The following is a 26013-nucleotide window of genomic DNA, read 5'->3' as shown; positions in this document are numbered from 1 at the left end:
TATGTTTTCGCACTTTTTTATCAAGCGTCCAGTGTTTGCTATCGTTATTTCGTTAGTTATTTTACTCACAGGCTTGGTCTCGCTCTTTACTCTACCGATTGATCAATACCCTGATATTGCTCCGCCGTCAGTTAAAGTGTCTGCTTCATTCCCTGGCGCAACGGCTGAGACCGCATCGGAGTCGGTAGCCATTCCTCTTGAGCAAGAATTAAATGGCACACCGAATATGTTGTATATGGAGTCAAAGGCAACTAACTCTGGCAGTGTTGGGATCACACTCACCTTTGATGTTGGCACCGACCCAGATCTCGCCCTTGTCGATGTACAGAACACCGCAAGCCAAGCAGGCAGTAATTTACCTGTTGATGTGCAAACTGAAGGGGTGAATGTCTCTAATGAAAGTTCCGTTGAGCTTTTGAAACTGGCACTGACCTCTGATGACCCCCGCTATGACGAAATCTATTTGAGTAACTACGCTAGCATCAATGTTGAGGCGGCTTTAAAGCGTGTTCCCGGGGTTGGTAAAGTGCGTAACACCGGCTCGCGTTCTTATGCTATGCGGGTCTGGTTAAAGCCTGATATTTTAGCGGGCTACGAGTTAACCGTGAATGATGTGACCACAGCAATCAAAGCACAAAATAAAGAGGCCGCTGCTGGGGAGATTGGGGCTCAGCCAATGAGCGATGCAATTAAGCTTAATTTTCCGGTGCGGGCACAAGGACGGCTTAATAAGGTTGATGAATTTAATAACATTATGCTGCGAGTGAATAGTGATGGCTCGATGATCCGCTTGCGAGATGTTGCAAGGGTTGAGCTGGCATCGTCTGCGTACACTTTAAATTCAAAACTAAATGAACAGCCCGCCACTATTTTGCAGGTTTATATGTTACCAGGCTCTAATGCATTAGCGGTTACTGAACGTGTTAAGGCTGAGATGGAACGCCTGAGCGCGGCTTTTCCAAAGGGAGTGAAATGGCAGTTATTTTATGATGCCTCTGAGTTTATCAAGCTGTCGATTAATGAGGTGATCAATACCCTTATTCAGGCGCTGATCTTAGTGATTTTAGTGGTGTATTTATTTTTGCAAAACTGGCGAACGACTTTAATACCCGCTTTAGCTGTGCCGGTGTCGATAGTGGGTACCTTTATCGCCTTGGCTGCATTTGGATTTACCATAAACAATGTCAGTTTATTGGCTATGGTATTGGCAATCGGCATCGTCGTTGATGATGCGATTGTCGTAGTCGAAAGTGTTGAGCGACTGATCAATGAGCAAAATATGGAGGTAGTTGCTGCTACTAAGCAAGCGATGACAGAGCTTTCTGGCGCCATAGTGGCAACCTCTTTAGTACTGGCAGCGGTGTTTGTGCCGGTGTCATTTTTAGCCGGTATTACGGGCATTATGTACCGAGAATTTGCGATTTCAATTACCGTTGCGGTACTCATTTCGACCCTAGTTGCGTTAACCTTGAGCCCTGCTTTATGTGCGATTTTCTTAAAACCTAGCCTCCCATCAAACAATAAGATTTTTGTTAAATTTAATAATTGGCTTGAAGGTGTTGGCAAAAAATACACCTGGCTTGTAAAGGCATGCTCTGAAAAAGCAAAACGTAGTTATATTGGCTTTTTTATAATGCTAGGTGGCTGTTACTTTGTGTTCAGCCAATTACCAAGTAGCTTTATGCCGCAAGAAGATCAAGGACGCTTTTTTGTTGATATTACCTTGCCAGATGCGGCAACGGTCTCACGTACCAACGAGGTGATAAGTAAAGCTAACCAATTTGTTATGAGCCATGCTGGGGTAGCTTATTCATTCACGCTAGCGGGTGAAAACCGCCGTGCTGGTAGTGCGCAATCACATGGTCAAATGGAGGTGATTTTACAACCTTGGCAAGTGCGTGCAGAGCAAGGTTTTACGGTCACAAGTGTGATGAATGATATTCGTAAGCAGCTGTACGCCATTCCCGATGCTGAATTTAATGTGTTTCAGCCATCGGCTGTGGCGGGGCTTGGTTCGGGCTCTGGTGTTGAGTTTGCGCTGCAAGAAAAAACAGGAGGCAACTTAACGGGTCTGGTTGAATCGCTCGAGGTACTGCTGGCAAATTTAAATAACCGCCCTGAAGTTGCTAAAGCAAGTAGCTCACTGCGTGGCTCAGTACCTCAGCTGTTTTTAGAGTTAGATAGAGAAAAAGCCATGGCGCTAGAGGTGCCGATTGCCGATGTTTACAGCACAATGAAAGTGCTTACTGGCTCATCAACAATTAATGACTTTAATTTATTTGGCCGCGTTTATCGGGTTAAAGTTCAGGCTGAAGATGAATTTAGGGCACGCCCTGAAAACCTCAACGAATTTTATGTGCGTTCAAAAAATGGCGCTATGGTGCCATCAAATGTGCTTGCTAAGTTAAATTTAACAACCGGTCCGTCTGCAATAAATCGCTTTAATATGTTTACCAGTGCCATGGTGAATGTATCGCCAGCTGAGGGCTATGCATCGGGAGATGTAATTAACGTAATTAAAGAAGAAATGGCAAAACTACCGCCTAACCTTGGCTATGAATGGACGGGATTAACTTATCAAGAAATTCGCTCATCGGGTCAGCTAAGTATCGCTATCAGCCTTGCTATTGTGTTTGTATTTTTATTTTTAGCGGCGCTCTATGAAAGTTGGAGCTTGCCGTTTGCTGTACTACTAATAAGCCCGATAGCCATGTTGGGAGCCTCTGTATTAACCTTAGTGACGGGGCATGAAAACAATTTATTCTTCCAAGTCGCCTTTATTGCCTTGATTGGCCTTGCGGCAAAGAATTCTATATTGATTGTTGAGGTGGCAAATCAGCTTTATCAGGAGGGGATGGACGCCGCTGATGCAGCAATAGAAGCCGCCCGTTCTCGCTTTCGGCCTATATTAATGACTGCAGCCTCTTTTGTGCTTGGTGTATTGCCGTTGGTACTTGCTTCTGGCCCCGGAGCGGTTGGTCGGCAGTCGGTATCTATGCCTATTTTAGGGGGGATGTTACTGGCAAGCTCTATCGGCATTATATTAGTTCCGCTGTTTTTTATTACCGCTGCACGGTTTGTAAAAAAACAGCAAATACCGGCCTCTAAAGTAGTAGAGGAGCAAGTCGATGCATAAATTGTTACCATTGCTTTGTCTCGCTTGCATTCAAGGTTGTGCTGTAGGGCTTGATTTTGAAGCACCTGAGCATAGTGAAGTTGCTAATTTTATGGGTGCAGCAGCTACGCCACAGTCGCAGGCTTTAGCGGGATGGAAGCAAATATATAGCGACCCTCATTTGCAAAAGCTGATTAGCCAAGCGCTTCTTAATAACCAAGATATGTTAATTGCGCAATCGAAAATTATTGAAGCGCGAGCTCGGTATCGAATTACCGATGCCGCTTTATGGCCTGATGTGAATGTAGGGCTTACTTCAGAGCGAGAAGAAGAACTCAAGAGTAGCCCCGAAAATACCTTTGATTTAAAAGGTTACTTAAGTTGGGAGCTAGATTTATTTGGTAGTAACCGACGTGCAAGCGAAGCCGCACTGGCAAATTATTATAGCCAAGAGCAAGCAAGAAACGCGTTGCAGCTCGCCTTGATTGCTGATGTTGCGCAGCAGTTTTTTGCCCTCAAAGAAGTTGAAGAGCAATTAAAAATTAGCCTGAGTACGATTAAGGTTCGCGAGAAAGAGCTTGAAATTGCGCGTATCCGTAAAAAAGGCGGTATTATTTCAGGGCTAGAACAGCGCCAAGCTGAGGTTGAATTAGAGTCAGCGAAAGTGAAGATCCCGCCTTTACAGCATAGTGAAAGGCGGATTATTAATCAGTTAAAGTTTTTGATTGGTGATGCCAATGCTGATGTGCAAGGGGGGAATGAGTTATCTGTGCAAACCCTTCCTAAGCAATTACCCACAGGACTACCTAGTGAACTGTTAAAGCGTAGACCAGATGTGCAGCAAGCAATGTATCAATGGCAAGCGGCCATGGCTGAGATTGGGGTCGCAAAAGCGGCGTTATTCCCAAAACTTAGTTTATATGCCGAATATGGCAGTGAAAGTACTGATTTTAGTGATTTGCTTGCCAGTAATTCGCAGGTTTGGTTGCTAGGCTCAGAGCTGTTAATGCCAATATTTAATATGGGACGCAATCAGGCAAATTTAACGGTGGCGGAACAACGAGCTTATCAGGCAAGTATTCAATACCAAAAAACAGTGCTGGTGGCACTGCAAGAAGTGAGCAATCAGCTTTCGAACTATCAGTCTGCAGAGCAAAGCTATGATGCGCAAAGAAGCTTGGTGCTCAGTAGCCAAGATTACTACCGCTTAGCACGCCTTAGGTATAGTAATGGTGTTGCCAGCTCCCTTGATTTAATGGATGCACAGCGCCAGTTATTTTCGGCAGAAATAGCGTTATCGCAGGCAAAGAATGATCGTCTGCAAAGCCTAGCAACGCTTTATAAAGCTCTTGGTGGCGGATGGTATGAATTAAGCGAACAGGAACTGGAAAAAGAAAAAGTGGTAGATTAATTAAAAGAGCATGCAAAAACATGCTCTTTTAAAAACTTATAACTCAAATGGTGCTACACCAACGGCTTTCATTTTATAGCCGACTTGAGCAATTTCACCAGACCAGGTTTCGGTGCTGATAACGCCAGTCACGACAATCGCATCGTAGAGGCTTTCGATTGGTACGCCGTCTTTAATCGTGACATGCACAATTTGGTTTGGCGGCGGTGGTGGTACGTGAATACAAGCACCAAAATAAGGCACCAATAAGAACTCGGTGATCACTTCGCTGTCGCCTTCAAGCGGAACAACAAAACCAGGCAAACTTACTGATTGACCATTAAGTTCTTTTACCACGGGAGCATCAAGATCTGGTTGCACCCAGTTTTGTTCAGAGCCTTCATGGTTTGCTTGCGCTTGGGTATCGATTTGCACATGACCTTTTGGAATTAAATCTTCCCAGAAGATTTCTTTAGGTGCGCCAGCATTAGCTCCAGCACACACAACTAATGCGACTAAAGCGACGAATTTTCGATAAAACGGCATAACATTCCTTAAATTTTAATACTCATACCATCAGCAAGAGAGTAGAAATACGCGCGAGTTGCGGGAATTAACCCAACAATAAAGCCTGCAACCATTATCGCAGCTAAAAGCATGAGTTCATAGGATGACAATAAGGCTATATTTAGGCTTATTCCGGCATGGCTTTGCAAGTAATCTGCGCCGAGTAGCATTAAAGCATAGAATAATGCGATACCAACAATGCAGCCAAGCCCTGTAATGAGTAATGATTCGACACTGATCAAGGTGAAAATATGCCAAGGTCTTGCGCCAACAGAGCGCAAAATTGCAAGTTCTCTGCGGCGTTGATTGAGGCTTGAAAGAAGGCTCGTTAACATGCCAAGCAAACTGATCAGCACCACGACGATAGAAAATAATAGCAAGATTTTTTCAACGATAGAGAGCATTTCCCATAGTTCACGCAAAGTAACGCCCGGCATGATGGCAAGCAGTGCCTCATCTTTGTATTGGTTGATATTACGGCGCACTTGTAAAGTATAAAGTGGTGAATCAAAACCAAGTAAAAAAGCCGTTATTTGTTTTGGTGTGCCAACTAAATCAACATCATCATGCTGGTCATGGTCATGGTCATGGTCATGGTCATTTGCATCAGCCTGAGCGGATTCATGCTGATGGGCATGACTGCCATGAATTGCGTCAATTGCTGCAAGTGGAATATGCAGGGTTTTATCAACAGGTGTCCCCGTTGGTTTTAAAATACCAACCACTTTAAATGGGTTATCGTCATGGTTATGAAAGCTGGTATTGCCCATGCCGTGTGCAATCACCACTTCATCACCAAGTTGATAGCCAAGGGTATTGGCAACCTCAGCACCGAGTACAACCTCAAATAAATGATTAAACTCATGACCTTGTAAAAAGCTTAAGGGCTGCTTTTTAGCAAAGCGATAGTGCTCAAAATAGTCTTTATTTGTACCAAGTACAGCCAAGCCTTTATGGCTGTCGCCAAGCGACATAGGAATAGCCCATTTTACACCCCGTTGCCCAGAGATGAATTGATAGCTTTTCCAACTCACGCCATTGTTTGCATGACCAATGCGAAATACCGAAGACAGCAGCAATTGGATATCACCGGTACGCGCACCAACAATTAAATCAGTGCCAGAAATTGTATTGCTAAAGCTACTTTTAGCATCGACCCGAACCCGTTCAATCGACATAAGTAGCATCACGCTTATGGCTATTGTAAACAAAGTGAGTAGGGCACTGGCCTTACGGTTTAATAAACTTTTTGTGGCGAGTTTAATGAGTAGCATCTGTGCCTCCTTGTAACTCAACAAGGCTGATACTGCGGGTAAATAGCGTTTGTAATGTTTCATCATGGCTAACAAAAATTAGCGTGCTATTTGCTGCGCTTGCCTGCTCAAATAACAATTTTACGAATGCTTGGCGATTTTGTGTGTCGAGTGCTGAGGTAGGTTCATCTGCAATAATAATTTCAGGGCTGCCAATAAAGGCTCGCGCAGCGGCAACTCTTTGTTGCTGGCCAATACTCAGCTGTGCAACGGCTTGATGTTGCAAATTATCATTTAGCCCTAAAGCGCTCAGTAAGCGGCTTGCTTCAGTGGCTATTGTTGCACTATTTTTTAATGCGTTTTTTTGCCTATGCTTTGAAAATTGGCAACCTAAAGTCACGTTTTCAATGGGCGATAAATAGGGCAGTAAATTAAAGTTTTGAAAAATATAACCAATATGGTCGGCACGAAAACGGTCCCGTTTACTATTACTCAGTTGGTTAATCGCTTTACCAAGCAGCTCGATATTGCCCTGTGTTGGCACTGTGACGCCAGCAAGCAGGGATAATAGCGTTGATTTACCACAACCGCTCGGACCGTGAAGAAAAACATGTTCGCCTTGATCAATATCTAGCTCAGGAATATTGATCGTCGGCTCAGGTTGTTTTGCGTGCCATTTGAAAAGCACATTTTCAAGCGTGATCATAACGACCTATGAATTGTTACCATCGCCAGTAATTTAATTTTCTGCGCATTTTAAAATTACGAATAAAATTACGTGGTTTCGGCTTAAGTGCAGGATTGCTCAATAGTAATTCATTGCTAGCAGCAAGTACACGTTGACTCGATAAGCCGTCTTGGTATGGATGCAGTTGCTGGCAGAAGTGCTCAATTTTCGCCATTAATTCAGCGGGTCGTGTGAAGGCATAATCAATCGCCTCAGTTAGCTTATCGACATCTGTGACATCAATAAGGTGTTCACCAGGTGCTTGGTTGCAGAACGTCACGACGGGCTTTCTCTGTAAGATAAACATAAGCAAAATAGATGAGGTATCACACAGCATGGTATCAGCAGCTTGTAATAGAGGTAATACGTTATCAGTCTCGACAAAGGTTAGATTGTCGTTTTGTAGAGCCTTGTATTTATCAACAAGCTCGCTTGGCATTTTTGGGTGAAATTGCACCAAAATTCGCCACTTGCCTTGCTCACTGTATGCTTTTATTTGTTCGTATAATTTAGGTGCAAGAGACAGGCGCTTTGAGAAAGTTGAGCAAATCAATAAGGTTTTTCTGTTGTCGTTTGGGTTTTTGTATGGATTGTTTTCAATCTCACTAAAAAAAGGATCGAGTGTTGGCCAGCCGGTTTCTTTTACTTGAAAGTAGCCATGTTTCTGAGCTAGCTCTATAAAAGTGGTCGTTGTTGATGGTCCTTGAGTACAATATAAATCAAAACAGTCACGAATTTTAAAATGGTTATCTAGACCGTTATTAACTCTCTTTCCTGAATTAAAACCGTGAAAAACCTTTACTTTTTTCCCTGGAATAAAATTTGGCACAACATTTCCAGGCAGGTAGACAACATCGGGCTGCCATTCTTTTACATCGCTTAAAGACATCAAACGTTGCTCTTCTTTTTGAAGAAAGTCAGGATTAATTTCGTTCCCCTCTAAAAACCATCTCACTTCGCCTCCGCGGGCTAGAATCTCTCGCTGCAAAGGGCGTAAAATAGCGTAAGAGTAGTTTTGTGAAATATACATCAAGTATTTTTTGTTTGCTGTAGCTGCTAAGTAATCCAAGAAAACCTCCTATTACGAGGGCACTAGTATAGCGAAATAATGTTTATGACAGCAAAATTACTGAAAGTTTAAATTTTTATGGTTTTTATTACATCCGCAGGCTGCTGATGATAGTGCAATGATTGAGCTTTCAAGGCGTCTAGATTATTATAGGCGGCCATAACCCCAATCCCATACATGTGCTCACAAGAGCATGCCAAATACTATCGGAGATAGCATGACTAGCTATAAAGTTTTAGACGTAAACGATGATTTACCGATCCGTACCAAAGGTGCGGTACACAGTGGTAAAGTGCGTTCAGTTTATTGGTTAACTGATGAAGACAGCGCTCGTTTAATTAATGACAAAGGTTATCAAGTCCCAAAAGGAACTGAGCTAGCTATTATGGTTATTTCTGACCGTATTTCTGCGTTTGATTGTATTTGGCAAGGTGAAAACGGTTTAAATGGTGTTCCTGGTAAAGGCATCGCGCTAAACTCTGTGGCATCTCATTGGTTTAAGTTATTTGATAAAGCAGGCCTTGCTGGTAACCATATTGTTGATATTCCACACCCTTATGTATGGATTGTGCGTAAAGCAAGTACTGTAAAAGTTGAAGCCATTGCTCGCCAATATATTACTGGCAGTATGTGGCGTGATTACGCGAAAGGTACGCGTAATTTCTGTGGTATTGATTTACCAGAGGGACTAGCTGCGAACCAAAAGCTAGATGAAGTTTTAATTACGCCATCAACGAAAGGCATTATCACCGGTGTTGCTGATATTCCTGAAGTAGATGATGTGAACATTACCCGTGAAAACATCACCAATAACCTATCTGTTTTCAACTTCAAGTCTGAAGACGATGTAGCTAAATATGAGCAATTACTTGTTGAAGGCTTTAAGCTGATGAGTGATGAACTTGCACAGCTTGACCAAATCTTTGTCGATACTAAATTTGAATTTGGTTATGTTGAAGACATTGATGGTTCAGATAAGCTTATCTACATTGATGAAGTAGGCACGCCTGATTCATCACGTATCTGGGATGGCCCAGCTTACCGTGACGGTAAAATCATTGAAAACTCAAAAGAGGGTTTCCGCCAGTTATTAATTAATAACGTGCCAGACAGCGATGTGTTATTAAATAAAGACCGCATGGACGAGCGTGAGCAGCTTGCTAAAGACTACACCTTGCCAGAATCAGTGATGCTTGAAGTGTCTGATACTTACGTTGGCATTGCGAGTAAAATCATTGGTCAAGAAATTACTATTCCAAGCGACCCACGTAGTGAAGTAATTGCTATTTTAGATAAAGAATACGGCTTAATTAAGCACAATTAATTGCTATTTTTTTAACTTAGATATGCTCTAAGTCAATATTATTAAAGCCAAGTTGGTTTTCTAGTAAAACTGCTTGGCTTTTTTCTTGCTTTTCATACCCTCTCTCATTAACTTAAGCTAAGATTAATCTATACTTATTAGCAAACTAGGCTAAGCAAGGTTCAATTATGACGTTTTTTGCGCACTGTGCTCGCACGGTATGTTCTTTTGTAGTTCTGTGCAGCGTAGCAACTGCATTCGCTGCTGATATTTCATTTACCGTTCATGATCAATTTGGTAAGCCTTTGGCTGATGCTGTCATCGAATTAGAAAATAATGCGAACTCACCGAGCACGCAATTACCCGTTGCTGTGATGGATCAGGTTAATAAGCAGTTTTCACCTAATGTATTGGTGATACAACAAGGGCAGTCTGTTGATTTTCCTAATAGCGATAATATCCGCCATCATGTTTATTCTTTTTCAAGTGCTAAACCATTTAATATTAAGCTTTACGCTGACCGTCCAGAAAAACCAGAGTTGTTTGATAACAGTGGAGTTGTAGTCTTAGGCTGTAATATTCACGACTCTATGGTGGGTTATATCTATGTCGCAAATAGCGCTAATACACTAAAAACAGCAGAGGATGGCAAAGTACAATTAAAAGGTATTACTGTTCCAACTAGTATAACGATTTGGCACCCAAACCAAGCAAGTGAAATCAATAAAAAATTATCAGTCACTGTAACTGAGCAAGTCGCTGATATTACAATTAATACGAATGAACCTGCACCGCGTAATACGTTTGGTGAGATGTTTAAGGCAGATAATGATTCATAGTTTAAGAGGGCGGATCATAGCCTTATGCGTAAGCCTGGTTTTATTAACAAGTTTAGTCAGTTTAGCAAGCTCTTGGTGGTCGACAAACCGCTTTAATGATCAAAAGCTACGTGAAGATATTAATGTTGCTGAAAATGTTTTTAAGCAATATTTAAGCGCTAAAGAGAGCCTGCTATTAACGGCTGCAAAGGTCCTCACCGCAGATTTTGGCTTTAAACAAGCGGTCGCAACTCAAGACGCCGATACCATTAGTAGTGTATTGAATAACCACAGTCGTCGAATAAATGCTGATTTGATGTTGCTTGTGGATTTATCAGGGCAATTGGTTTCAGCAAATACTGAATTTAATCATATGCCAGATGAGTTTTCTGCATTGATGAATGAATTACTCATTGATGCTGAGCAATCAAATTTCATTGTACTTGATCAAACTCTTTACCAAGTTATTTTACTGCCGGTGCGCGCACCTCGAACTGTTGCCTACAGTTTAGTGGGCTTCGAGATTAACGACCTTGTTGCTGCAGAGCTTAAAAACCTCACCACAATGGATGTGAGTTTTATTGGTGAAGATGATGGTGTGGTAGAAACATCGCTGACCAAGCAACCACAAAGCACCTCTGTATTAGCGCATTTTAATAACGAGACAACGCAGCGCATATTTGGTGAGAAGCCGGTCTATAGAAACCGCCTGGTTGAACTTCCATCTTTGCCCGGACACCTAGTTTCTGTGCTATTAAGCGCTGATTTAACACAGAGTTATCGTGAGTTTGAACAGCTGTTTTTTACCATTATTGTGCTTGCTACTATTACGGTTGTGATAGGCGTATTGACCAGTGGTATCTTAGCTAAAAACCTCACGACACCGCTTTCAAAGCTTACTTTACTTGCGCAGCAATTTGCCCGTGGCAATTATAAAGCTGAATTTGTAGGTAAAAAGCAAAGTAGCGAAATCACCACTTTAATTGATGCCTTTAACAACATGGGTAACGACATTAAAGAGCGTGAACAGCAAATAAGTTTTCAAGCTAGCCATGATTCATTAACCGGCTTTTATACCCGTTCTGCTATGTTAGAAAATATGGAAAACTTGTTTGCCGAAGGGGCTGAGTACACACTGATTGCTATAGATATCCGCGGTCTTCGTCATATCAATGATAAATTAGGCCCGCGTATTGGTGATGACTGTTTAAAAGCGGTTGCTGAGCGTATTGGTGAATACTCAGCCTATTATCAAGGGGTGAATGCTCGAATAGGTGGTGATGAGTTTTTAACCTTATTGCCAGCAGATGAAACGAAACAGTTTAAAGATGCGGTAATGAAGTTAGTTGCTCAGTTACAGGCTGGCTACTTAATTCAAGGCTTAAATATTACGTTACGCTTTAGTGTTGGGGTGGTGCATTGCCTTTCGCAAAATGTCAGCCCTGAGGATTTAATGCGTCGCTCGTTAATTGCTGTTGATACTGCATCTTGCGAGCATAAAACTATTCATTATTATCAAGAAGGTGAAGACGAAGAGCATCTTGAGCGCCTTGCAATAATTGATGAACTTAAGCAAGCCCTCGTTGATGATGACGGTCAGCTGTTCATGACCTATCAGCCTAAATTAAATATTAAAACTAATAGCATTGATAAAGTTGAGTCGTTAATCCGCTGGCAGCGCAAAGACGGTCAGTGGGTTTCACCAGAGCTGTTTATTGATTTAGCAGAGCAATCGGGGGTGATTGTTGAGTTAACTTCTTGGGTTGTTAAAACCGTAGTGTCTCAAGTTGCTGCATGGCAACAGCAAGGTATTACTATGCAGGCTGCAATTAATGTCTCTGCGCAAGATATTGCATACCCAAGTTTTTACTCACACCTTGCTAAACAGTTAGAAAAACATGCTGTTAATGGGCGCTTGATCACAATTGAGCTTACAGAACGCGATATGATTGAGAACGAAGAGCAAGGTATTAAGGCGCTAGAAAACCTCAAAACCTTGGGGGTTAAAATCTCGTTGGATGACTATGGTGTAGGGCAAACATCGCTTGGGCGTTTAAAGTCATTACCGATTGATGAGCTAAAACTTGATAAGTGTTTTATTTTGCAATTAGATCAGTCACGTCAAGATCAATACATAGTGCAATCTACGGTTACTCTAGGTCATCAGCTGGGCTTTTCGGTTGTTGCTGAAGGCGTTGAGAACAAAAATTCACTGGATATTTTAGTGCAAAATAAATGCGATTATGCACAAGGGTATTATTTAAGTAGGCCACTAAAATCAGAGCAGTTTTTGCAGTGGTTAGAGGTGTACAATGAAGCGTCTTAATTGGTTGTTTGGGTTAACTTGCCTTGCGTTTGCAAGTTCAGGGTTAGCTGCATCGGGTAAATTACTAGCAACGCCCGGTGTCTCACAGGTTGAAGGTAGTGCGGGTGGTGGTATTGTCCCTTGGGCGCAACTTGCTGGCTATGCAAGTGATGATGAAATAGCAATAAATGGTTTTTGCAGCCGCGCTGATGTGAGTGATTACCGCTTAGATGTTTGTGGCGCGCAGCTAAATATTTATGATCGCGTTGAATTTAGTTACGCAGAGCAACGCTTCGAAGTTCCCGCATTAAATACCGACATTGAGCAATCAATTACAGGTGCGAAAGTGCGCTTATACGGCGATATCGTTTACAGTAAATGGCCGCAGCTGAGCTTGGGTGTGCAACATAAATCACTGGATGACGGCAGTATCGCAAACCTACTTGGTGCCAAAGACACCAGCGGTACCGATGTATATCTTGCTGCGAGTAAATTACATTTAGGGGCGCTTGCTGGGTATAACTGGTTTTGGAATACCACCTTTCGTTATAGCGATGCTAATCAGCTTGGCTTGTTAGGCTTTGGCGGCCCTGATAGCAATAAAGAGTTGTTATTTGAAGCATCGACAGCTGTGTTTTTAACCCATCAAATAGCTGTGGGTATTGAGTATCGTGAAAAGTCCAATAACCTTGGCTTAGGGGAGCAAGATTGGCAGGATGTGTTTGTTGCTTGGTTTCCTAATAAGTATGTTAGCGTGACTGCTGCTTGGTTAGACTTAGGAAGTATTGCTGGGGCTAAGGATCAAACAGGTTGGTATCTTTCTGTAACAGGGTATTGGTAATGATGAAAACACTTTTTACATTTGTATTTACCGTTATGTTAGTTGGTTGTGCAAGTAGCAACAATAGCACCTTGTATCAGCAAATTAATGGCGAACAAGGAGTTGAAAAACTGGTTGATAGTTTTATTAATCAAATAGGCCGTGACGAACAAATTTTAGCTTATTTTAAACAAACGAATGTCGCCCATTTTCGACAAGGCTTTATTACTCATTTGTGTAGCGTCACCGACGGTCCTTGTGAATATAAAGGCGACAATATGGTTGATATCCACACAGGAATGAATATCCCTGAAAAAGACTTTAACCGTGTGGTAGAGCTTTTGATTAATGCTATGGACGAACAACAGATCCCGCAAACAGTACAAAATCAAATCCTTAGCCGCCTAGCCCCCCTTCGCCCTGAGGTAATTAACATTTAGCTAGAACAAACTTTAATTGTGGGCTGAAACAAAAATGTAATTTATGTACAATAGCTCTTGGTTGAAGTTATTAAGTTGTAAATAATGCGGTTATATTTTGATGTTCAGCATCTATATTACATTCCACAGTACTTGCCTGTTTTAAAGGAGTTAAAAGCAAAAGGCTACAAAGTTTCTATGGTTTTCTATGAAGAGCAGGATGAACGAAGCCGTGCTGTATGTCGTGATTTTATAGATAAAAATGCAATAGTTGCAGAGTGGTTAACAAATACAAATGAAACCTTTGACTTTTATCAGAACTCAGATGCAGATTGGGTTGTGTTTGGCAATACATTCGCAGGTGCTGAGGATTTAAATAAAAAGACCGTACTGATGCAGCATGGTATAGGTCCAAAGCAGTGTTATTACGACGTATCGAACAACAAAATGACAGTACGGTTTGTTGAAGGTGAGCACCGGCTTCAACGTCTAAAAACGCTTTACCCCGAAGGTAACTTTATTGATAGTGGCTATGCAAAATTAGACCCTATTTTTAATCAGACTCTAGGTGCTATTAACCTCAAAAACCTAGGCCTAGATCCAACAAAGAAAACCTTGCTGTATGCACCTACTTTTTATCCAAGTTCTTTAGAATGTTTTAGCGATGATTTTCCTGAGCATTTTGATGAATTTAATATTATCGTTAAGCCTCATTTCTTTAGTTTGTTTAAGAAAAAATATAAAAAACAACGCCTAAAGCTTGAGAAGTGGGCTAGCGCTAAGAATGTTTACCTTACTAATGAGTTCGATTTTGACCTTACTCCTTTTTTAGAACTTGCTGATATAATGATTTCTGATGCATCGTCAGCCATATTTGAGTTTGCAGCATTAGAAAAGCCTGTTATCTGGTGTGATTTCTATAAGCTGCGCTGGTCTTACAGAGGTATTTTTTCTTATAGGTTAAAAGCTCGACTTGATGAAGATATCAAATACTTCAATGAGCTATGTACTCGTGCAGGAAGTTATAAAGATTTAAAGCAGTTATTAACTTCAAGTGTTAACGAAACAGCCGAATTTAAAGAAAAAAGAAAAGAAATAGTCTATAAACTGGCAGGTATTACGGATGGTCACTCTGCTAAGAGAATTGTATCTTATTTAGAGGAGCACCAATGAAACGGGTAATTACATTTGGCACGTTCGATATTTTTCATGTGGGACACATCAATATATTAGAACGAGCTAAAGCGTTAGGAGATTATTTAATAGTTGGTGTATCTTCCGATGAACTAAACTTCTCTAAGAAAGGTCGAAAGCCCGTATATAGTGAAGCTGATAGGCTGAAAATTATTAGTTCATTGAAGTGTGTCGACGAAGTATTTGTAGAGCATTCTCTAGAATTAAAAGGTGAGTACATAAAAGATCATCAAGCCCATTTGCTAGTTATGGGGGACGATTGGGCTGGTCGATTTGATCAATTTAGCCAACTTTGTGATGTAACTTATTTAGAGCGTACTCCCTCTATCTCTACAACAGAAATAATAGAAGTTGTGAGGCAACCTTCAAACTGTCATTTATAATTAATAAAATAGCTGTATGCGCTTACGTTCAATCAAAAATAAGATGTGTATATGGCTTTTTTATTTATCTCTCGCAACAATGTGCACGCCCGCTATTACAAAGAACTGACTAGGAAACTGCCTTTAAAGAGTAAAGTGCACTGCATGGGCTTACCTAGATTTACTGCTCTTCAATACTTTAGCAAGGCAATACAAATTGATTTTAGTAAAATAATTTCGGAGCAACTATTACGTAAACAAGCGCGTAATAGTTTATGGAATAACCCGCTAATAATTAAAAGTTACTCTGCTTTGATGCTGCTGGTGGAGCGGTGTCGGTTCGCTAAGTATTATGATTTATTGAAGTCAGAATCGCCACAAGCTTTAGTCATTTGGAATGGTAATAAATTACCGAATGTTACTGTTTGTATGGCTGCTAAGGCATTAGGAGTGACCACCTATTACTATGAAAATGGGTTACTGCCCGGAACAACAAGCTTAGATCCTAAAGGTATTAACTTTGCGGCTTCTGTACCACGAGATAGTCAATTTTATTTAAACTTTGATCCGCAAGGGGAGTTACCATTCTCTGCACCTGATTTAATCCCAAGAGCAAATCATAAAAAGCGCTGCAAGTTTGACGCAATTGAGTTACCCAAAAAATACTTATTTGTGCCATTTCAAGTTCCACACGATACCCAAATAGCATGTTACTCTCCTTGGCTTAAGTCAATGGAAGAGTATTACGAAGCTGTAGTTTCAGCAGTAAATAAGTTAAATGACCCAGAACTTAAAGTCGTTTTTAAAGAGCACCCTTCATGGCATAAGCATTATGAACACTTGTACGATAAAGATAGTGTTGCCGTTTTTGCGAACGGAAATTGTACTCGAGAACTCATCAATGGCGCTGAGGCTGTGATCACTATCAACTCATCCGTTGGTTTAGAGTCCTTACTACTTGATAAAAAAGTGATTACCTTGGGGCTTGCTTGTTACAATATTGATGAGCTTGTACTACACGCAAGTGATCAAGGTACTTTAGTTAAGTGCTTAGAAAAATTGCAGAATGGCTGGCAGTCCAATAGTATTTTAAGGGATAAGTTTTTTACCTATTTAAAGCATGTGTATTGCTTGCCCGGTGTTTGGAAAGAATGTGCGACTGAGCATGTTAAAGCGGTCGAAAAGCGCTTAACTCAGCAAGATACATTTGCACAGCTATCGCAAAAGGAAAATTAATGAAGAACATCGTCTCGCCAGAATGGCTTAACGAGCATTTAAACCAGGATAACTTGGTTATCTTCGATGCAGGAATGGTGCGCCCTGGTCTACCGGGTGAGTATACTCCTAAGGCGATGCTTCCTAATGCACAGCGTTTTGATTTTAAAAAAACGCTGGCAGATAACAGTAATCCTGTACCAAGTATGATGTGCAGTAGCGAGCAGTTCACAGAACATATGCAGCTTGCTGGTGTTAACCAAGACTCTCTGGTTGTGATTTATGAAGACCAAGGCTTATTCAGTTCAGCCCGTGCGTGGTGGATGTTTAAAGCCATGGGCTTTAATAACGTAAAAGTTTTAAGTGGCGGTTTAGCTAAGTGGCAGGCACTTGGCTTTGCTACACAAGCAAGCTATTCAGCTGCTACTGGTCAAGGCAATTTTGTTGCAAGCCCGCGTATTGATTACTTTATTAGTGCTGAGCAAGTACTTAACTCACTTGATGAACAAAGCACACTAACACTCGATGCTCGTCCTTATGAGCGCTTTACCGGTGAACACGCTGAGCCACGCGAAGGTATGCGCAGTGGTCATATTCCAAATAGTCGTAGTTTATCACTTACAACAGTGCTAAATAACGGTGAGCTTAAACCCCTTAGCGAGTTGCAGGCATTATTTGAACAACACATAGCGCCGCATCACACCCAGTTGCAGTTTAGCTGTGGTTCAGGTGTTACTGCTTGTGCAATTGCATTGTGTGCCGATGAATGCGGTTACGCTAACTTACGTGTTTACGATGGCTCATGGAGTGAGTGGGGCGCTCGTCACGACCTACCTATTGAAACAGGCCCACATCAATAAAGTCAGCGTAATTTTGCCAGCTGCCGATACTGTTTTTATTCAGTGGCTGGCGAATTTGCTTTTTACTCGCCGTGGCTGATGCTGCATTGTTTTTATAAAAAGTGAGGCAGTTTTCCTGCCAGCTTAAATCACAAAACGCATAGAGCTTTTGCGTTTGTTGGGTAGGCTCTGCCACCAATTGCTCATAGCTTTGCAAAAAAACATTTTCAGGATACTTGTTAGCAAAATGGCTGACTAATGCCGAGTAATCTTGATGGAACGAGGCAATATCTTCAAGTGTAAAACTGTAGTGATGAAACACACTTTGCGGGCTATACATCTGCCTAAAATTGGCAATGCTGCAATCTTGCCAGCCCCGCTGCATACAAACGATTTTAGCATTAGGAAAAACCGCTAAAATAAAATCAATATAGTAAAAGTTAAATGGCTGTTTATCACAACTTCTTAGGCCGTCACTTAGCAGCTCGGCTCTCTGTTGATAGTTAGCCAGTGCTGTTTTTATTGCCTCTGATTCATATGCCTTATCGAGCATTTCGCTGTCAATCACACGAGCTGATTGCGTGGCGTGTTGTATGAGTTGCGCAATATCATTTAACTCCCCAACCCCTTGCAGTTGTGTACTTTGATTAAGGATTTTTTCAACTAAGGTTGTGCCAGAACGGGGCATACCAACAACAAAAACGGGTGAGAACTCAGAGTCAGTCCTTGCAGGTGCTTGTTGTTTGCTTTGAGTAATGAGCTTTTGACAAAAGTGGTGGTGTTGGCTTGCTTGATAGTTAAGTTTACCGGCTATCGCTTGCTTACTTAGTGCAAAGTATTTAAATGCATTTTTGTAGTCATTAAGGTGCTCATAATTAAGAGCAAGACTATGAAAATACACTTGTTGTTCAACAATGCTTTTTTCTTTATCCGCCAAGGCTTGAAGTTTTTGGATATGTTGCTCTGCATCTATAACAGTATTAAGTTCAGCCAGCGAATAGTGGGCTTGATAAAAGCTAGGTTGCTTTGTGGTTAGTTGCTGCAATAAGCTTTTAGCTTCATCGAACAGTCCGTGAATTTTATAACATACCGCCAAATTATAGCTAATTTGTGGGTTATCTTTATTGCGCTGGTAGGCTGCTTGTTGGAAGCTAAGAGCGTCGTCATAATGCCCTAAACGGGTCGCAATGTTGGCTAATGTATCAAAGTCTGCGCCACTAAAACCAGCTGTTTGTAGAGCGCTTTGATAATGCACAGCTGCATTACTTACTTTGCCTAACAGTACGTATAACTTGGCAAGTGCTAAATGATAAACTGCAAAAGGGGCTAGGCTTAGGGCTTTTTCAAGGAGCTTAATCGCTTTGGTGATATCGCCAGCTGCGGTGTTGACTTCGCTGAGTAAAAAGTAACAAACATGGTCTTCAGGATTTTGTTTTAGGCGCTGCACAAGTAAGTGATGTGCATCGGTTAGTTGTTTGTTGTTTAACAACTGTTGGATATGAGCGCGAAGCGCTTGTTGGGTATCATTTAGCATAAGCGCATAGTATACCAATTAATTATTTTCAGGTATTAAAAAGCCCTGCCTAAAGGTGGCAAGGCTTTTATGGGGATGTTTAATTACAGCTCAAAGTTGTAGCTAAACTTCATACCGATAGTACGAGGTGCTGTGGTGTAGTGACCATAAACACGCTGTAGCTCAGGTAGTTCTTTGTTTAGCTCAGCATATTGTGACATACCTGCCCAAGACTTATCACGACGTACAGAAGTAAATGCATATTTATCGAATAAGTTGTCTACGTAAAGCGTTGCAGACCACATATCACCAGTAATTTTGGCAGATAAGTTACTTAGTGCATAACCTGGTAATACTTCGCCGTCTGCTTTTAAGCCTACTTTGGTGATCACATCGCTTTGCGCTGTAATACCGTAGTTTACGCTTAATAGTTTATCGCCTAGGATATCTTGCTCGTAACGAAGACCAAACGAGAATTGATGCTCAGGAGCGCCCGGTAAACGGTCGCCTTTGGCACCATCATAGTAGCTTTGGTACTGCACTAAGTCATCGCCTAACACGCCAAACAAGTAAGGCGCATCTTCGGTCAATTCAGCCTTTGCATACGCGTATGTCGCATATGCAGCCCAATTATCACCAATCATTGCGCGAGTAGAAAGTTCAACACCTTTTGAATTAGCAGAGCCTGCATTCGAAGTAATTAACTCTTGGCCATTTACTGTACTGCTACCAACTTGCGCATCTTTCCAATCAACATTAAATAGCGCCGCATTGAAATGTAGGCGGTTACGTAACCATGATGACTTAAAGCCTAGCTCGTAGTTGACCGTTGTATCTGGTTTGTAATCTTCTTCGTTTGGCAGGGCACAAACAATTTGTTGTTCAGGCAATACATCAGGGCAAGGAGCAATACCGTTACCACCACCAATACGGAAACCTTCACTCACGGTAAAGTAAGCAAGTACACCATTATCGAATGTATAGTTAGCATTAAACTTAAATAAGTTACCGTTATCGCTAGCGCTCACATTTTCCATAGCTAGATTATCGAGTGAATCAAAATCACCAGAATAAAGCGGTGTAGCAGAGCCTGATGTTGTTGATACATCGTATTCGTAAAAACGAGCACCTAAAGTTATATCAAACTGCTCTGTAATGCTGTAGCCGATTTCACCAAAAAGTGCTTTTTCAGTGGTTTCGCTATCTGAAATTAGAATGTACTCAAGGTCTTGTTCAACATTTGGAATACCACCACCCCAGTACTCAGTCAGACCCGGCGTGTACTCACGGTCATCTGAATGACTTTCTAATTTGTTATAGAAGCCACCTACGATCCAGTTAAAAGCGCTGTTACTATTTGATACTAAACGAAGCTCTTGCGTAAAGGTATCGCGATCTGAGGTATCATGCGTGTAGCCAACAAAAGAAGGGAAGTCGGCATAACCTGACCAAATATCGTAAAGTAGGTCAGTTTGATCGCGCTGACCAGATTGCTCATAGCTAGACCAACCAGATGCAGATACCAGCTCAGCAAAACCAAGATCTGCTTTTACTTCTAAACTTAATAAATCGTTTTCTTCTTCACCTGGTTCAAGCACACGAGCTACGTTTTCGTATTTTCCAGGAATCCCTTGTAGTGCACTACTATCAGCAAGTGAGCCGTATTGCGATGTTGAGTTACCGCCATTTTCTTGCTTTTGATAGAAGTAGTTAAGCGTTGCATCAACATCTTCGGTTGCAAGCCAACGCAGTGATAAACGTGCTGTGGTGATTTGCTCATCATTAACATCGCTTACGCTTTTTAAGTTGGCATTTACATCGCTGCTGTCTGAAAAATCAGGATTTGGGTTTGATACACCCGGTTCTTGAACCACGTGGGTGTAGTCAATGTAACCAGGGTTATCGTAATAATTTAAGCTAGCACGAAGCGCTAGTTTTTCTTCAATTAGCGGGGTATTGAATACAGCGCCAAACTCACCGCCAGTGCCGTCACTTTCGTTAATGCTAAATACATCGCCGGTAACCTTACCTTCGGTGATATCAAGCTCAGGTTGCTTTAGCAAGTAACGAATTGCACCACCTAAAGTACCTGCACCATACAGTGTACCTTGTGGGCCAATAAGCACTTCAACACGGTCAACATCAGTTAAGCGTAAGTCGATGCTAAGTGGAATTTCACCAACATAGGTTGCCACTGTGCCGCTATCAGAAATACGGTCAGACGTATTCGTATTCAAACCACGAACGATAATCGGAGAACCTTCACGGCCACCTTGATCAGAAATTGTTAAGCCAGGTACCCAGCGTGCGACATCTTCTAGATCGCCAATGTTTTGGTCGCTAATTACATCGCCATTGAGCGCTGTGATATTAAGCGGTGCATCTTGCACAGAGCCTGCACGTCGTGTTGCAGTAATTTGAATAGTTTCAATTGATTTATCAACTTCGATAGCATCTTCTGCAGCAAACGCCATATTGCTATTGATTAAAACTGCAGAAATTGCACTTGCAAGTAGAGCAGGCTTAAAAGTGTTCATGATTGATTCCGACTTAGTTACAGTAAATTTATGCTTAAAAAATAGACATTACTAGTAATTTAAGCTTAAAAATTGATGATTTAGTGAATTTATATCCAATTATAATGTATTTTTATTCTTATCGTCCATGCGATATTTGCAATTAAATGCAAAATAATTGAATAAATACTCTGTAAGGGATTAGCTATCGGAATAAGGGCAATGAGTACAGCCATTACTACAGCAATGGCCGCGTTTTAAAAAGAACCAGCGGCTAAATACCATGTAGTTGTTTTGCATAGTGTAATCGAGATTTTCTATTAAATTACCTTGAGTAAAATAAGGCTTAGCAAAGGCAAGCTGCTGTTCAAGAGGCTGTTGGTAAAGTTTAGATAAAAATGAATTTATCTTTTTTATAGTACAGTCTCGGCATAAACACTCTGTTGCTGCCTCATCGAGTGGTAAAATGTTGGGCAGCTCATTACACCAACAGGCATTAATATTGTCGGCTTGGCAGTTAAGCGTTGCTTTGCATTGTGAGCAAGTAAGGGTTGTCATTAAGTAAAAAGATGCTTTGAGATTGAAAAGGTAAGCATAGCAAATGGATAAATTAGACGCATTAGATGAGTTTGCCCGCTTTGGTGATAACCGATTTGAGGCAATCTCAGTAATTACCAGTACTCCAGACACGCAAGGTGGTGTCTACATTCTGACGCAAGATGTTTTCTGCCAGGTTTTACAGCGTGCTATAGATGGCGAAATAGATATTGATGAATTAGAACTTTGGGCAAACGTAGTAGAGTCTAGGCAAGACATAGACGAAAGCGCCGTTGAAGGAGCTATTTATGCGCTAAGTAATAACGAGCAAATGGGTGAGTTGAGTACAAGTACGCTAAAGAAGTTATTAGCAGTGACTTTAGGCTGAAAGAATTTTATACCTTTCAGCCTAAGGCATTTACTGCTGGCTATTTATGGTAGCTTAAGCAGGTTTCCACTTCGTTCTTCGAACCTAAGATCACCGCCACACGTTGGTGAATAGCATCAGGTTGAATGTCCATGATGCGCTCAGTGCCTGTTGAGGCAATACCGCCAGCTTGTTCGATTAACATTGCCATTGGGTTTGCTTCGTATAATAAACGTAATTTGTTAGGTTTATTTGGATCTTTTGTGTCGGTTGGGTAAGTAAAAATACCACCTCGGCATAATACACGGTGCACATCACCCACCATTGCCGCAATCCAGCGCATGTTGAAGTTACGGCTACGTGGGCCTGTATCACCAGCAATTAAGTCATTGATGTAATTTTGCATCGCCGGTTGCCAATGGCGTTGGTTTGAAGCATTGATAGCAAATTCGCTGGTCTCTTCAGGTATGCTTGCAAAATCTTGCGTTAATAAGAAGGTACCGTGTGTTTTATCTAAGGTGAAAAAGCGTGTGCCTTTACCGGTTGTTAACGCCAGCACGGTAGATGGGCCATATAATACATAACCCGCTGCAACTTGGTTTTTACCCGGTTGCATAAAAATACTAGGATCAGCCGGATCAGCCCCTTCAGGCGCCGCCATAATTGAGAAAATCGTACCAACGAGTGAGTTGATATCAGTATTTGATGAGCCATCAAGTGGGTCGAATGCAACAATGTAGTTGGCATCTGGATTACCCGCAACAGTGAAGTCTTCTTCTTCAGAGGCAATGGCTTTTACGTAGCCCGATTCTAATAAAATATCTTTTAAAAGTTGGTTAGTTAGAACATCGAGTTTTTTCTGAGTTTCACCCTGAATGTTTTCGTCTAGGGTTGAGCCTAATACGCCAGATAGGGCGCCTTGACCAACACGAAATGAAATTTCTTTACATGCCGCAAGTACCGTTCTGATCAATGAGATCAGTTCACGAGGGCAACCATCTTCTAACAATACCGGTGGGAGTCTACGCATTCTATTTTCCTGATAACGTTGTAGCCAGACATTTTTAGTGTGAGAGAGAATGTCTTAGCAAGCGCTGAATTTCGTCTTAAATAGCTGATTTTTCTTGGCGGTACTTTATACTGCTTAATACCTATACAGTATTTAAAACGCGAATAACAAAGATAAGATTATGCAAAAAATACCATTACTACGATATCTGCTCTTAGCTGTGCTACTTACTATGATAACTCAAGCACACGCAGCAATTAAGTCTATAAATGATTTTACTGAAAAAATGACTCATTTTTCAGGCTATTTTTCATTTTACTACGACACAGAAAACGGCAAATTGTATCTTGAGGTGGATAAACTCGAGCAACAATTTTTATTACAACAAAGCTTACCTTACGGTGTTGGTTCAAATGATATTGGCTTAGATCGCGGTCAGTTAGGCGATACTCACTTAGTTCAATTTGAGCGTTTTGGCGATAAGGTGATGCTAAGAGCTATTAATACTTATTACCGAGCTAATACTAATAACCTTGCGGAACAACAAAGTATTAAAGAGGCGTTCGCATCAAGTATTTTAGCGGGCTTTAATGTTGTAGCTCAGTCAGACACTGCTGTAATTGTGGATTACACCCCTTATTTATTAAGCGATGTTCATGGTGTAAGCCGTCGTTTATCAGCAACCGGGCAGGGAAGTTTTAATTTAGATAGCAACCGCAGCGCGGTTTATTTAGCACGTTCAAAAGCATTTGAAAAAAATACTGAATTAGAAGCCGTGCTTACTTTTCAAGGTAATAACCCAGGTAAGTATGTACGCCAAGTGAGCGCAGACCCTTATGCACTGACAGTGCATATGCATCACTCATTAATTGAGTTACCGGACGATAACTACACCCCTCGCAAATTCCACCCTCAAGCAGGTTTTTGGAGCATTGAGCACAAAGATTATGCGGCAGCGCTGGGTGAGTCTATGTATGTGCGTTACATTCCACGTCATCGTTTAGCGAAAAAAGATCCGAGCCTGCCAATCAGCGAGCCCGTTGAGCCGATTGTTTATTACTTAGATCCGGGCGTACCAGAGCCAGTTAAAACAGCGTTACTTGATGGTGCTAAATGGTGGAATGATGCCTTTAATGCAGCAGGTTATAAGAACGCATTTATCGTTAAAGTGCTCCCTGATGATGCCGACCCTATGGATATACGCTACAACGTAATTCAATGGGTGCACCGTGCAACACGTGGTTGGTCGTATGGCAGTTCAGTGATTGACCCTCGAACAGGCGAAATTATCAAAGGTCATGTGACACTGGGTTCACTGCGTGTTCGTCAAGACATCCTAATTGCAGAAGCATTAGCAGCTCCCTATTTTGAAGGCAATGAAGTGGCTAAGCGTTTACAAGCCATGGCGCTTGATCGTATTCGTCAATTAAGCGCTCATGAAGTAGGGCATACTTTAGGTATTTCGCATAACTTTGCAGCGTCAGTGGCAGACAGAGCCTCTGTGATGGATTATCCACATCCACTACTGAGCTTTAATGAGCAAGGTAAATTAGATGTAAGTCGTGGCTATGCTGCAGGCATGGGCGTATGGGATACCCAAGTGGTTAAATACGGTTATAGCGACTTCACCAATCAAGATGAAGCACAGCAATTGGCCGCAATTTTAGCTGAAAACAAAAGCAAAGGGCTGGAATTTATTTCAGACAGTGATGCCCGCGCTCAAGGTGGTGCTCATCCAACAGGGCATTTATGGGATAACGGCAGTTCACCAAGTGATGAGCTAATGCGTGTACTTGATGTTCGTAAACAAGCGCTGACGAGCTTTGGTATCGAAAACATCAAAACAGGCACTGCTTTATCGCAATTAGAAGAAATGCTGGTGCCACTTTATTTGTTCCATCGCTATCAAGTAGAAGCTGCGGTTAAACTAATTGCTGGTGTGAATTATGAGTACGAAGTACGTGACGGCTCGCAACCAAAAGGGGCACAGGTTGTGGCAAAGCAAACGCAACAAGCAGCAGTAGATGCACTCCTTGCAACGCTAAAAGCCGAAAACCTTGTTTTACCTGAGTCAATATTAGCGCTTATTCCACCAAAAGCGTATGGTGAATCTAAATCACGCGAAAGTATTGTTGGTCGCACAGGACTAACGCTTGATGCGATGGCGCTGCCTGAGGTTGCTGCAGCACATAGCTTGAGCCTACTTTTTAATAGCCAACGCATTAACCGTTTAGCACAGCAGCAAGCACGAAGCGATGCATTTTATGGTTTAGATGCGCTATTAGCACAAACTTATCAGCAAGTTTTTGAGCAAAAAATTGCTTCAGGGATGGCAGGTAAAATTAGCCAACGTGTGCAGCTTTTAACTGCAAAACAGTTTGCTGACTTAGTGGCAAGCAATGAGGTGGCACCCGAAGTACAAGCACAGCTTCGTTACTACTTAGCTAAACTTGCAAAGAGTTACCAGCAAGAATCAATGCTAGGCAGTGCATCCGTTGGTAATAGTGCATTTAAGCAATACTTAAGCGAGCAAATCAGCTTATTTTTAGAAAACGGTGAATGGCCTGCAAACTTTAAAGTGTTGCCAATGCCACCGGGCTCACCAATTTAATCCATTTTTACTTCAAAGCGCCTAGCATAGCTAGGCGTTTTACTTGCATAAAATTGGATATTTG

21 protein-coding genes are annotated in these 26013 nt (G+C 41.6%); 13 read left to right on the top strand and 8 right to left on the bottom strand.

All coding sequences use genetic code 11. The features are described from left to right. Position 1: 1 nt before the first annotated feature. Both NFU46_RS08280 and NFU46_RS08275 read left to right on the top strand, forming a co-directional pair. The gene (locus NFU46_RS08280; RefSeq protein WP_251601111.1) at positions 2-3136 is read left to right on the top strand and encodes an efflux RND transporter permease subunit; all 3135 of its coding nucleotides are present in this window, start codon (positions 2-4) and stop codon (positions 3134-3136) included. Continuing rightward, complete coding sequence (locus NFU46_RS08275) at positions 3129-4526, top strand: efflux transporter outer membrane subunit (RefSeq protein WP_251601109.1); 1398 nt, start codon at positions 3129-3131, stop codon at positions 4524-4526. The genes NFU46_RS08280 and NFU46_RS08275 overlap by 8 nt, the downstream gene beginning before the upstream one ends. 36 nt (positions 4527-4562) lie before the next feature. Here the strand turns inward: NFU46_RS08275 and NFU46_RS08270 are convergent, their stop codons facing one another. From NFU46_RS08270 to NFU46_RS08255, 4 genes are read right to left on the bottom strand one after another with little or no spacing between them, the layout of a single operon-like run. Continuing rightward, positions 4563-5051: a DUF3299 domain-containing protein gene (locus NFU46_RS08270; RefSeq protein ID WP_251601107.1), complete on the bottom strand. Its 489-nt coding sequence runs from the start codon at positions 5049-5051 to the stop codon at positions 4563-4565. 8 nt (positions 5052-5059) lie between these two features. Continuing rightward, the gene (locus tag NFU46_RS08265; RefSeq protein ID WP_251601105.1) at positions 5060-6346 is read right to left on the bottom strand and encodes an FtsX-like permease family protein; all 1287 of its coding nucleotides are present in this window, start codon (positions 6344-6346) and stop codon (positions 5060-5062) included. Next, on the bottom strand, positions 6333-7031 hold the full coding sequence (locus NFU46_RS08260) for an ABC transporter ATP-binding protein (protein ID WP_251601103.1): 699 nt from the start codon (positions 7029-7031) through the stop codon (positions 6333-6335). The genes NFU46_RS08265 and NFU46_RS08260 overlap by 14 nt, the downstream gene beginning before the upstream one ends. Before the next feature lie 16 nt (positions 7032-7047). Next, a complete protein-coding gene (locus NFU46_RS08255) occupies positions 7048-8121 on the bottom strand; it encodes a CDP-glycerol glycerophosphotransferase family protein (protein ID WP_251601100.1) in 1074 nt (357 codons plus the stop codon). 217 nt (positions 8122-8338) lie between these two features. Between NFU46_RS08255 and NFU46_RS08250 the strand changes: the two genes are divergently transcribed. The 9 genes from NFU46_RS08250 to NFU46_RS08210 all read left to right on the top strand — a co-directional run bounded on the left by NFU46_RS08250 (position 8339) and on the right by NFU46_RS08210 (position 17417). Then, positions 8339-9445: a phosphoribosylaminoimidazolesuccinocarboxamide synthase gene (locus NFU46_RS08250; RefSeq protein WP_251601098.1), complete on the top strand. Its 1107-nt coding sequence runs from the start codon at positions 8339-8341 to the stop codon at positions 9443-9445. A 167-nt stretch (positions 9446-9612) separates the two neighbouring features. Beyond that, positions 9613-10263, top strand: a complete 651-nt coding sequence (locus NFU46_RS08245) for a methylamine utilization protein (protein WP_251601096.1) — start codon at positions 9613-9615, stop codon at positions 10261-10263. Further along, entirely contained in the window at positions 10253-12568 is a 2316-nt protein-coding gene (locus tag NFU46_RS08240; RefSeq protein ID WP_251601094.1) for an EAL domain-containing protein, read from the top strand. The genes NFU46_RS08245 and NFU46_RS08240 overlap by 11 nt, the downstream gene beginning before the upstream one ends. Next, positions 12555-13388 (top strand): DUF3034 family protein, encoded by an 834-nt coding sequence (locus NFU46_RS08235; RefSeq protein WP_251601092.1) that lies wholly within the window; start codon positions 12555-12557, stop codon positions 13386-13388. The genes NFU46_RS08240 and NFU46_RS08235 overlap by 14 nt, the downstream gene beginning before the upstream one ends. 2 nt (positions 13389-13390) lie before the next feature. Then, on the top strand, positions 13391-13807 hold the full coding sequence (locus NFU46_RS08230; protein ID WP_251601299.1) for a group 1 truncated hemoglobin: 417 nt from the start codon (positions 13391-13393) through the stop codon (positions 13805-13807). An 84-nt stretch (positions 13808-13891) separates the two neighbouring features. Further along, positions 13892-14959, top strand: coding sequence for a CDP-glycerol glycerophosphotransferase family protein (locus NFU46_RS08225; protein WP_251601090.1), 1068 nt, complete (start codon positions 13892-13894; stop codon positions 14957-14959). Then, the gene (locus NFU46_RS08220) at positions 14956-15363 is read left to right on the top strand and encodes an adenylyltransferase/cytidyltransferase family protein (protein ID WP_054561010.1); all 408 of its coding nucleotides are present in this window, start codon (positions 14956-14958) and stop codon (positions 15361-15363) included. The genes NFU46_RS08225 and NFU46_RS08220 overlap by 4 nt, the downstream gene beginning before the upstream one ends. Before the next feature lie 144 nt (positions 15364-15507). Then, a complete protein-coding gene (locus NFU46_RS08215) occupies positions 15508-16578 on the top strand; it encodes a capsular biosynthesis protein (RefSeq protein WP_251601088.1) in 1071 nt (356 codons plus the stop codon). After that, positions 16578-17417: a sulfurtransferase gene (locus NFU46_RS08210; protein ID WP_251601086.1), complete on the top strand. Its 840-nt coding sequence runs from the start codon at positions 16578-16580 to the stop codon at positions 17415-17417. Before NFU46_RS08215 ends, NFU46_RS08210 begins: the two co-directional genes overlap by 1 nt. Here the strand turns inward: NFU46_RS08210 and NFU46_RS08205 are convergent. The 3 genes from NFU46_RS08205 to NFU46_RS08195 all read right to left on the bottom strand — a co-directional run bounded on the left by NFU46_RS08205 (position 17392) and on the right by NFU46_RS08195 (position 21983). Then, positions 17392-18930, bottom strand: coding sequence for a sulfotransferase (locus NFU46_RS08205; RefSeq protein ID WP_251601084.1), 1539 nt, complete (start codon positions 18928-18930; stop codon positions 17392-17394). The genes NFU46_RS08210 and NFU46_RS08205 overlap by 26 nt on opposite strands. A gap of 83 nt (positions 18931-19013) precedes the next feature. Next, on the bottom strand, positions 19014-21446 hold the full coding sequence (locus tag NFU46_RS08200; RefSeq protein ID WP_251601081.1) for a TonB-dependent receptor: 2433 nt from the start codon (positions 21444-21446) through the stop codon (positions 19014-19016). A 180-nt stretch (positions 21447-21626) separates the two neighbouring features. Then, positions 21627-21983, bottom strand: a complete 357-nt coding sequence (locus tag NFU46_RS08195) for a DUF5522 domain-containing protein (protein WP_062566463.1) — start codon at positions 21981-21983, stop codon at positions 21627-21629. A gap of 43 nt (positions 21984-22026) precedes the next feature. On the opposite strand from NFU46_RS08195, the gene NFU46_RS08190 reads away from it, so the two are divergent. Further along, the gene (locus tag NFU46_RS08190; protein WP_251601080.1) at positions 22027-22350 is read left to right on the top strand and encodes a hypothetical protein; all 324 of its coding nucleotides are present in this window, start codon (positions 22027-22029) and stop codon (positions 22348-22350) included. A gap of 40 nt (positions 22351-22390) precedes the next feature. Here NFU46_RS08190 and NFU46_RS08185 read toward each other — a convergent pair whose 3' ends face one another. Beyond that, complete coding sequence (locus NFU46_RS08185; protein WP_251601079.1) at positions 22391-23359, bottom strand: class 1 fructose-bisphosphatase; 969 nt, start codon at positions 23357-23359, stop codon at positions 22391-22393. A 160-nt stretch (positions 23360-23519) separates the two neighbouring features. Here NFU46_RS08185 and NFU46_RS08180 point away from each other — a divergent pair, with 160 nt between their 5' ends. After that, entirely contained in the window at positions 23520-25949 is a 2430-nt protein-coding gene (locus tag NFU46_RS08180) for a zinc-dependent metalloprotease (RefSeq protein WP_251601078.1), read from the top strand. Positions 25950-26013 lie beyond the last annotated feature (64 nt).

This window comes from Pseudoalteromonas sp. NCCP-2140 (genome assembly GCF_023708065.1).
Classification (GTDB): domain Bacteria; phylum Pseudomonadota; class Gammaproteobacteria; order Enterobacterales; family Alteromonadaceae; genus Pseudoalteromonas.
This window is presented reverse-complemented; position numbering and strand designations above follow the sequence as displayed.

What these genes read in the sequence shown, in the direction of transcription:
- NFU46_RS08195 (WP_062566463.1), bottom strand. Translation starts at nt 21,983, where the DNA reads ATGACAACCCTTACTTGCTCACAATGCAAAGCAACGCTTAACTGCCAA.
- NFU46_RS08235 (WP_251601092.1), top strand. Translation starts at nt 12,555, where the DNA reads ATGAAGCGTCTTAATTGGTTGTTTGGGTTAACTTGCCTTGCGTTTGCA.
- NFU46_RS08260 (WP_251601103.1), bottom strand. Translation starts at nt 7,031, where the DNA reads ATGATCACGCTTGAAAATGTGCTTTTCAAATGGCACGCAAAACAACCT.
- NFU46_RS08205 (WP_251601084.1), bottom strand. Translation starts at nt 18,930, where the DNA reads ATGCTAAATGATACCCAACAAGCGCTTCGCGCTCATATCCAACAGTTG.
- NFU46_RS08230 (WP_251601299.1), top strand. Translation starts at nt 13,391, where the DNA reads ATGAAAACACTTTTTACATTTGTATTTACCGTTATGTTAGTTGGTTGT.
- NFU46_RS08190 (WP_251601080.1), top strand. Translation starts at nt 22,027, where the DNA reads ATGGATAAATTAGACGCATTAGATGAGTTTGCCCGCTTTGGTGATAAC.
- NFU46_RS08245 (WP_251601096.1), top strand. Translation starts at nt 9,613, where the DNA reads ATGACGTTTTTTGCGCACTGTGCTCGCACGGTATGTTCTTTTGTAGTT.
- NFU46_RS08240 (WP_251601094.1), top strand. Translation starts at nt 10,253, where the DNA reads ATGATTCATAGTTTAAGAGGGCGGATCATAGCCTTATGCGTAAGCCTG.
- NFU46_RS08210 (WP_251601086.1), top strand. Translation starts at nt 16,578, where the DNA reads ATGAAGAACATCGTCTCGCCAGAATGGCTTAACGAGCATTTAAACCAG.
- NFU46_RS08250 (WP_251601098.1), top strand. Translation starts at nt 8,339, where the DNA reads ATGACTAGCTATAAAGTTTTAGACGTAAACGATGATTTACCGATCCGT.
- NFU46_RS08185 (WP_251601079.1), bottom strand. Translation starts at nt 23,359, where the DNA reads ATGCGTAGACTCCCACCGGTATTGTTAGAAGATGGTTGCCCTCGTGAA.
- NFU46_RS08180 (WP_251601078.1), top strand. Translation starts at nt 23,520, where the DNA reads ATGCAAAAAATACCATTACTACGATATCTGCTCTTAGCTGTGCTACTT.
- NFU46_RS08200 (WP_251601081.1), bottom strand. Translation starts at nt 21,446, where the DNA reads ATGAACACTTTTAAGCCTGCTCTACTTGCAAGTGCAATTTCTGCAGTT.
- NFU46_RS08280 (WP_251601111.1), top strand. Translation starts at nt 2, where the DNA reads ATGTTTTCGCACTTTTTTATCAAGCGTCCAGTGTTTGCTATCGTTATT.
- NFU46_RS08270 (WP_251601107.1), bottom strand. Translation starts at nt 5,051, where the DNA reads ATGCCGTTTTATCGAAAATTCGTCGCTTTAGTCGCATTAGTTGTGTGT.
- NFU46_RS08220 (WP_054561010.1), top strand. Translation starts at nt 14,956, where the DNA reads ATGAAACGGGTAATTACATTTGGCACGTTCGATATTTTTCATGTGGGA.
- NFU46_RS08265 (WP_251601105.1), bottom strand. Translation starts at nt 6,346, where the DNA reads ATGCTACTCATTAAACTCGCCACAAAAAGTTTATTAAACCGTAAGGCC.
- NFU46_RS08225 (WP_251601090.1), top strand. Translation starts at nt 13,892, where the DNA reads ATGCGGTTATATTTTGATGTTCAGCATCTATATTACATTCCACAGTAC.
- NFU46_RS08275 (WP_251601109.1), top strand. Translation starts at nt 3,129, where the DNA reads ATGCATAAATTGTTACCATTGCTTTGTCTCGCTTGCATTCAAGGTTGT.
- NFU46_RS08215 (WP_251601088.1), top strand. Translation starts at nt 15,508, where the DNA reads ATGGGCTTACCTAGATTTACTGCTCTTCAATACTTTAGCAAGGCAATA.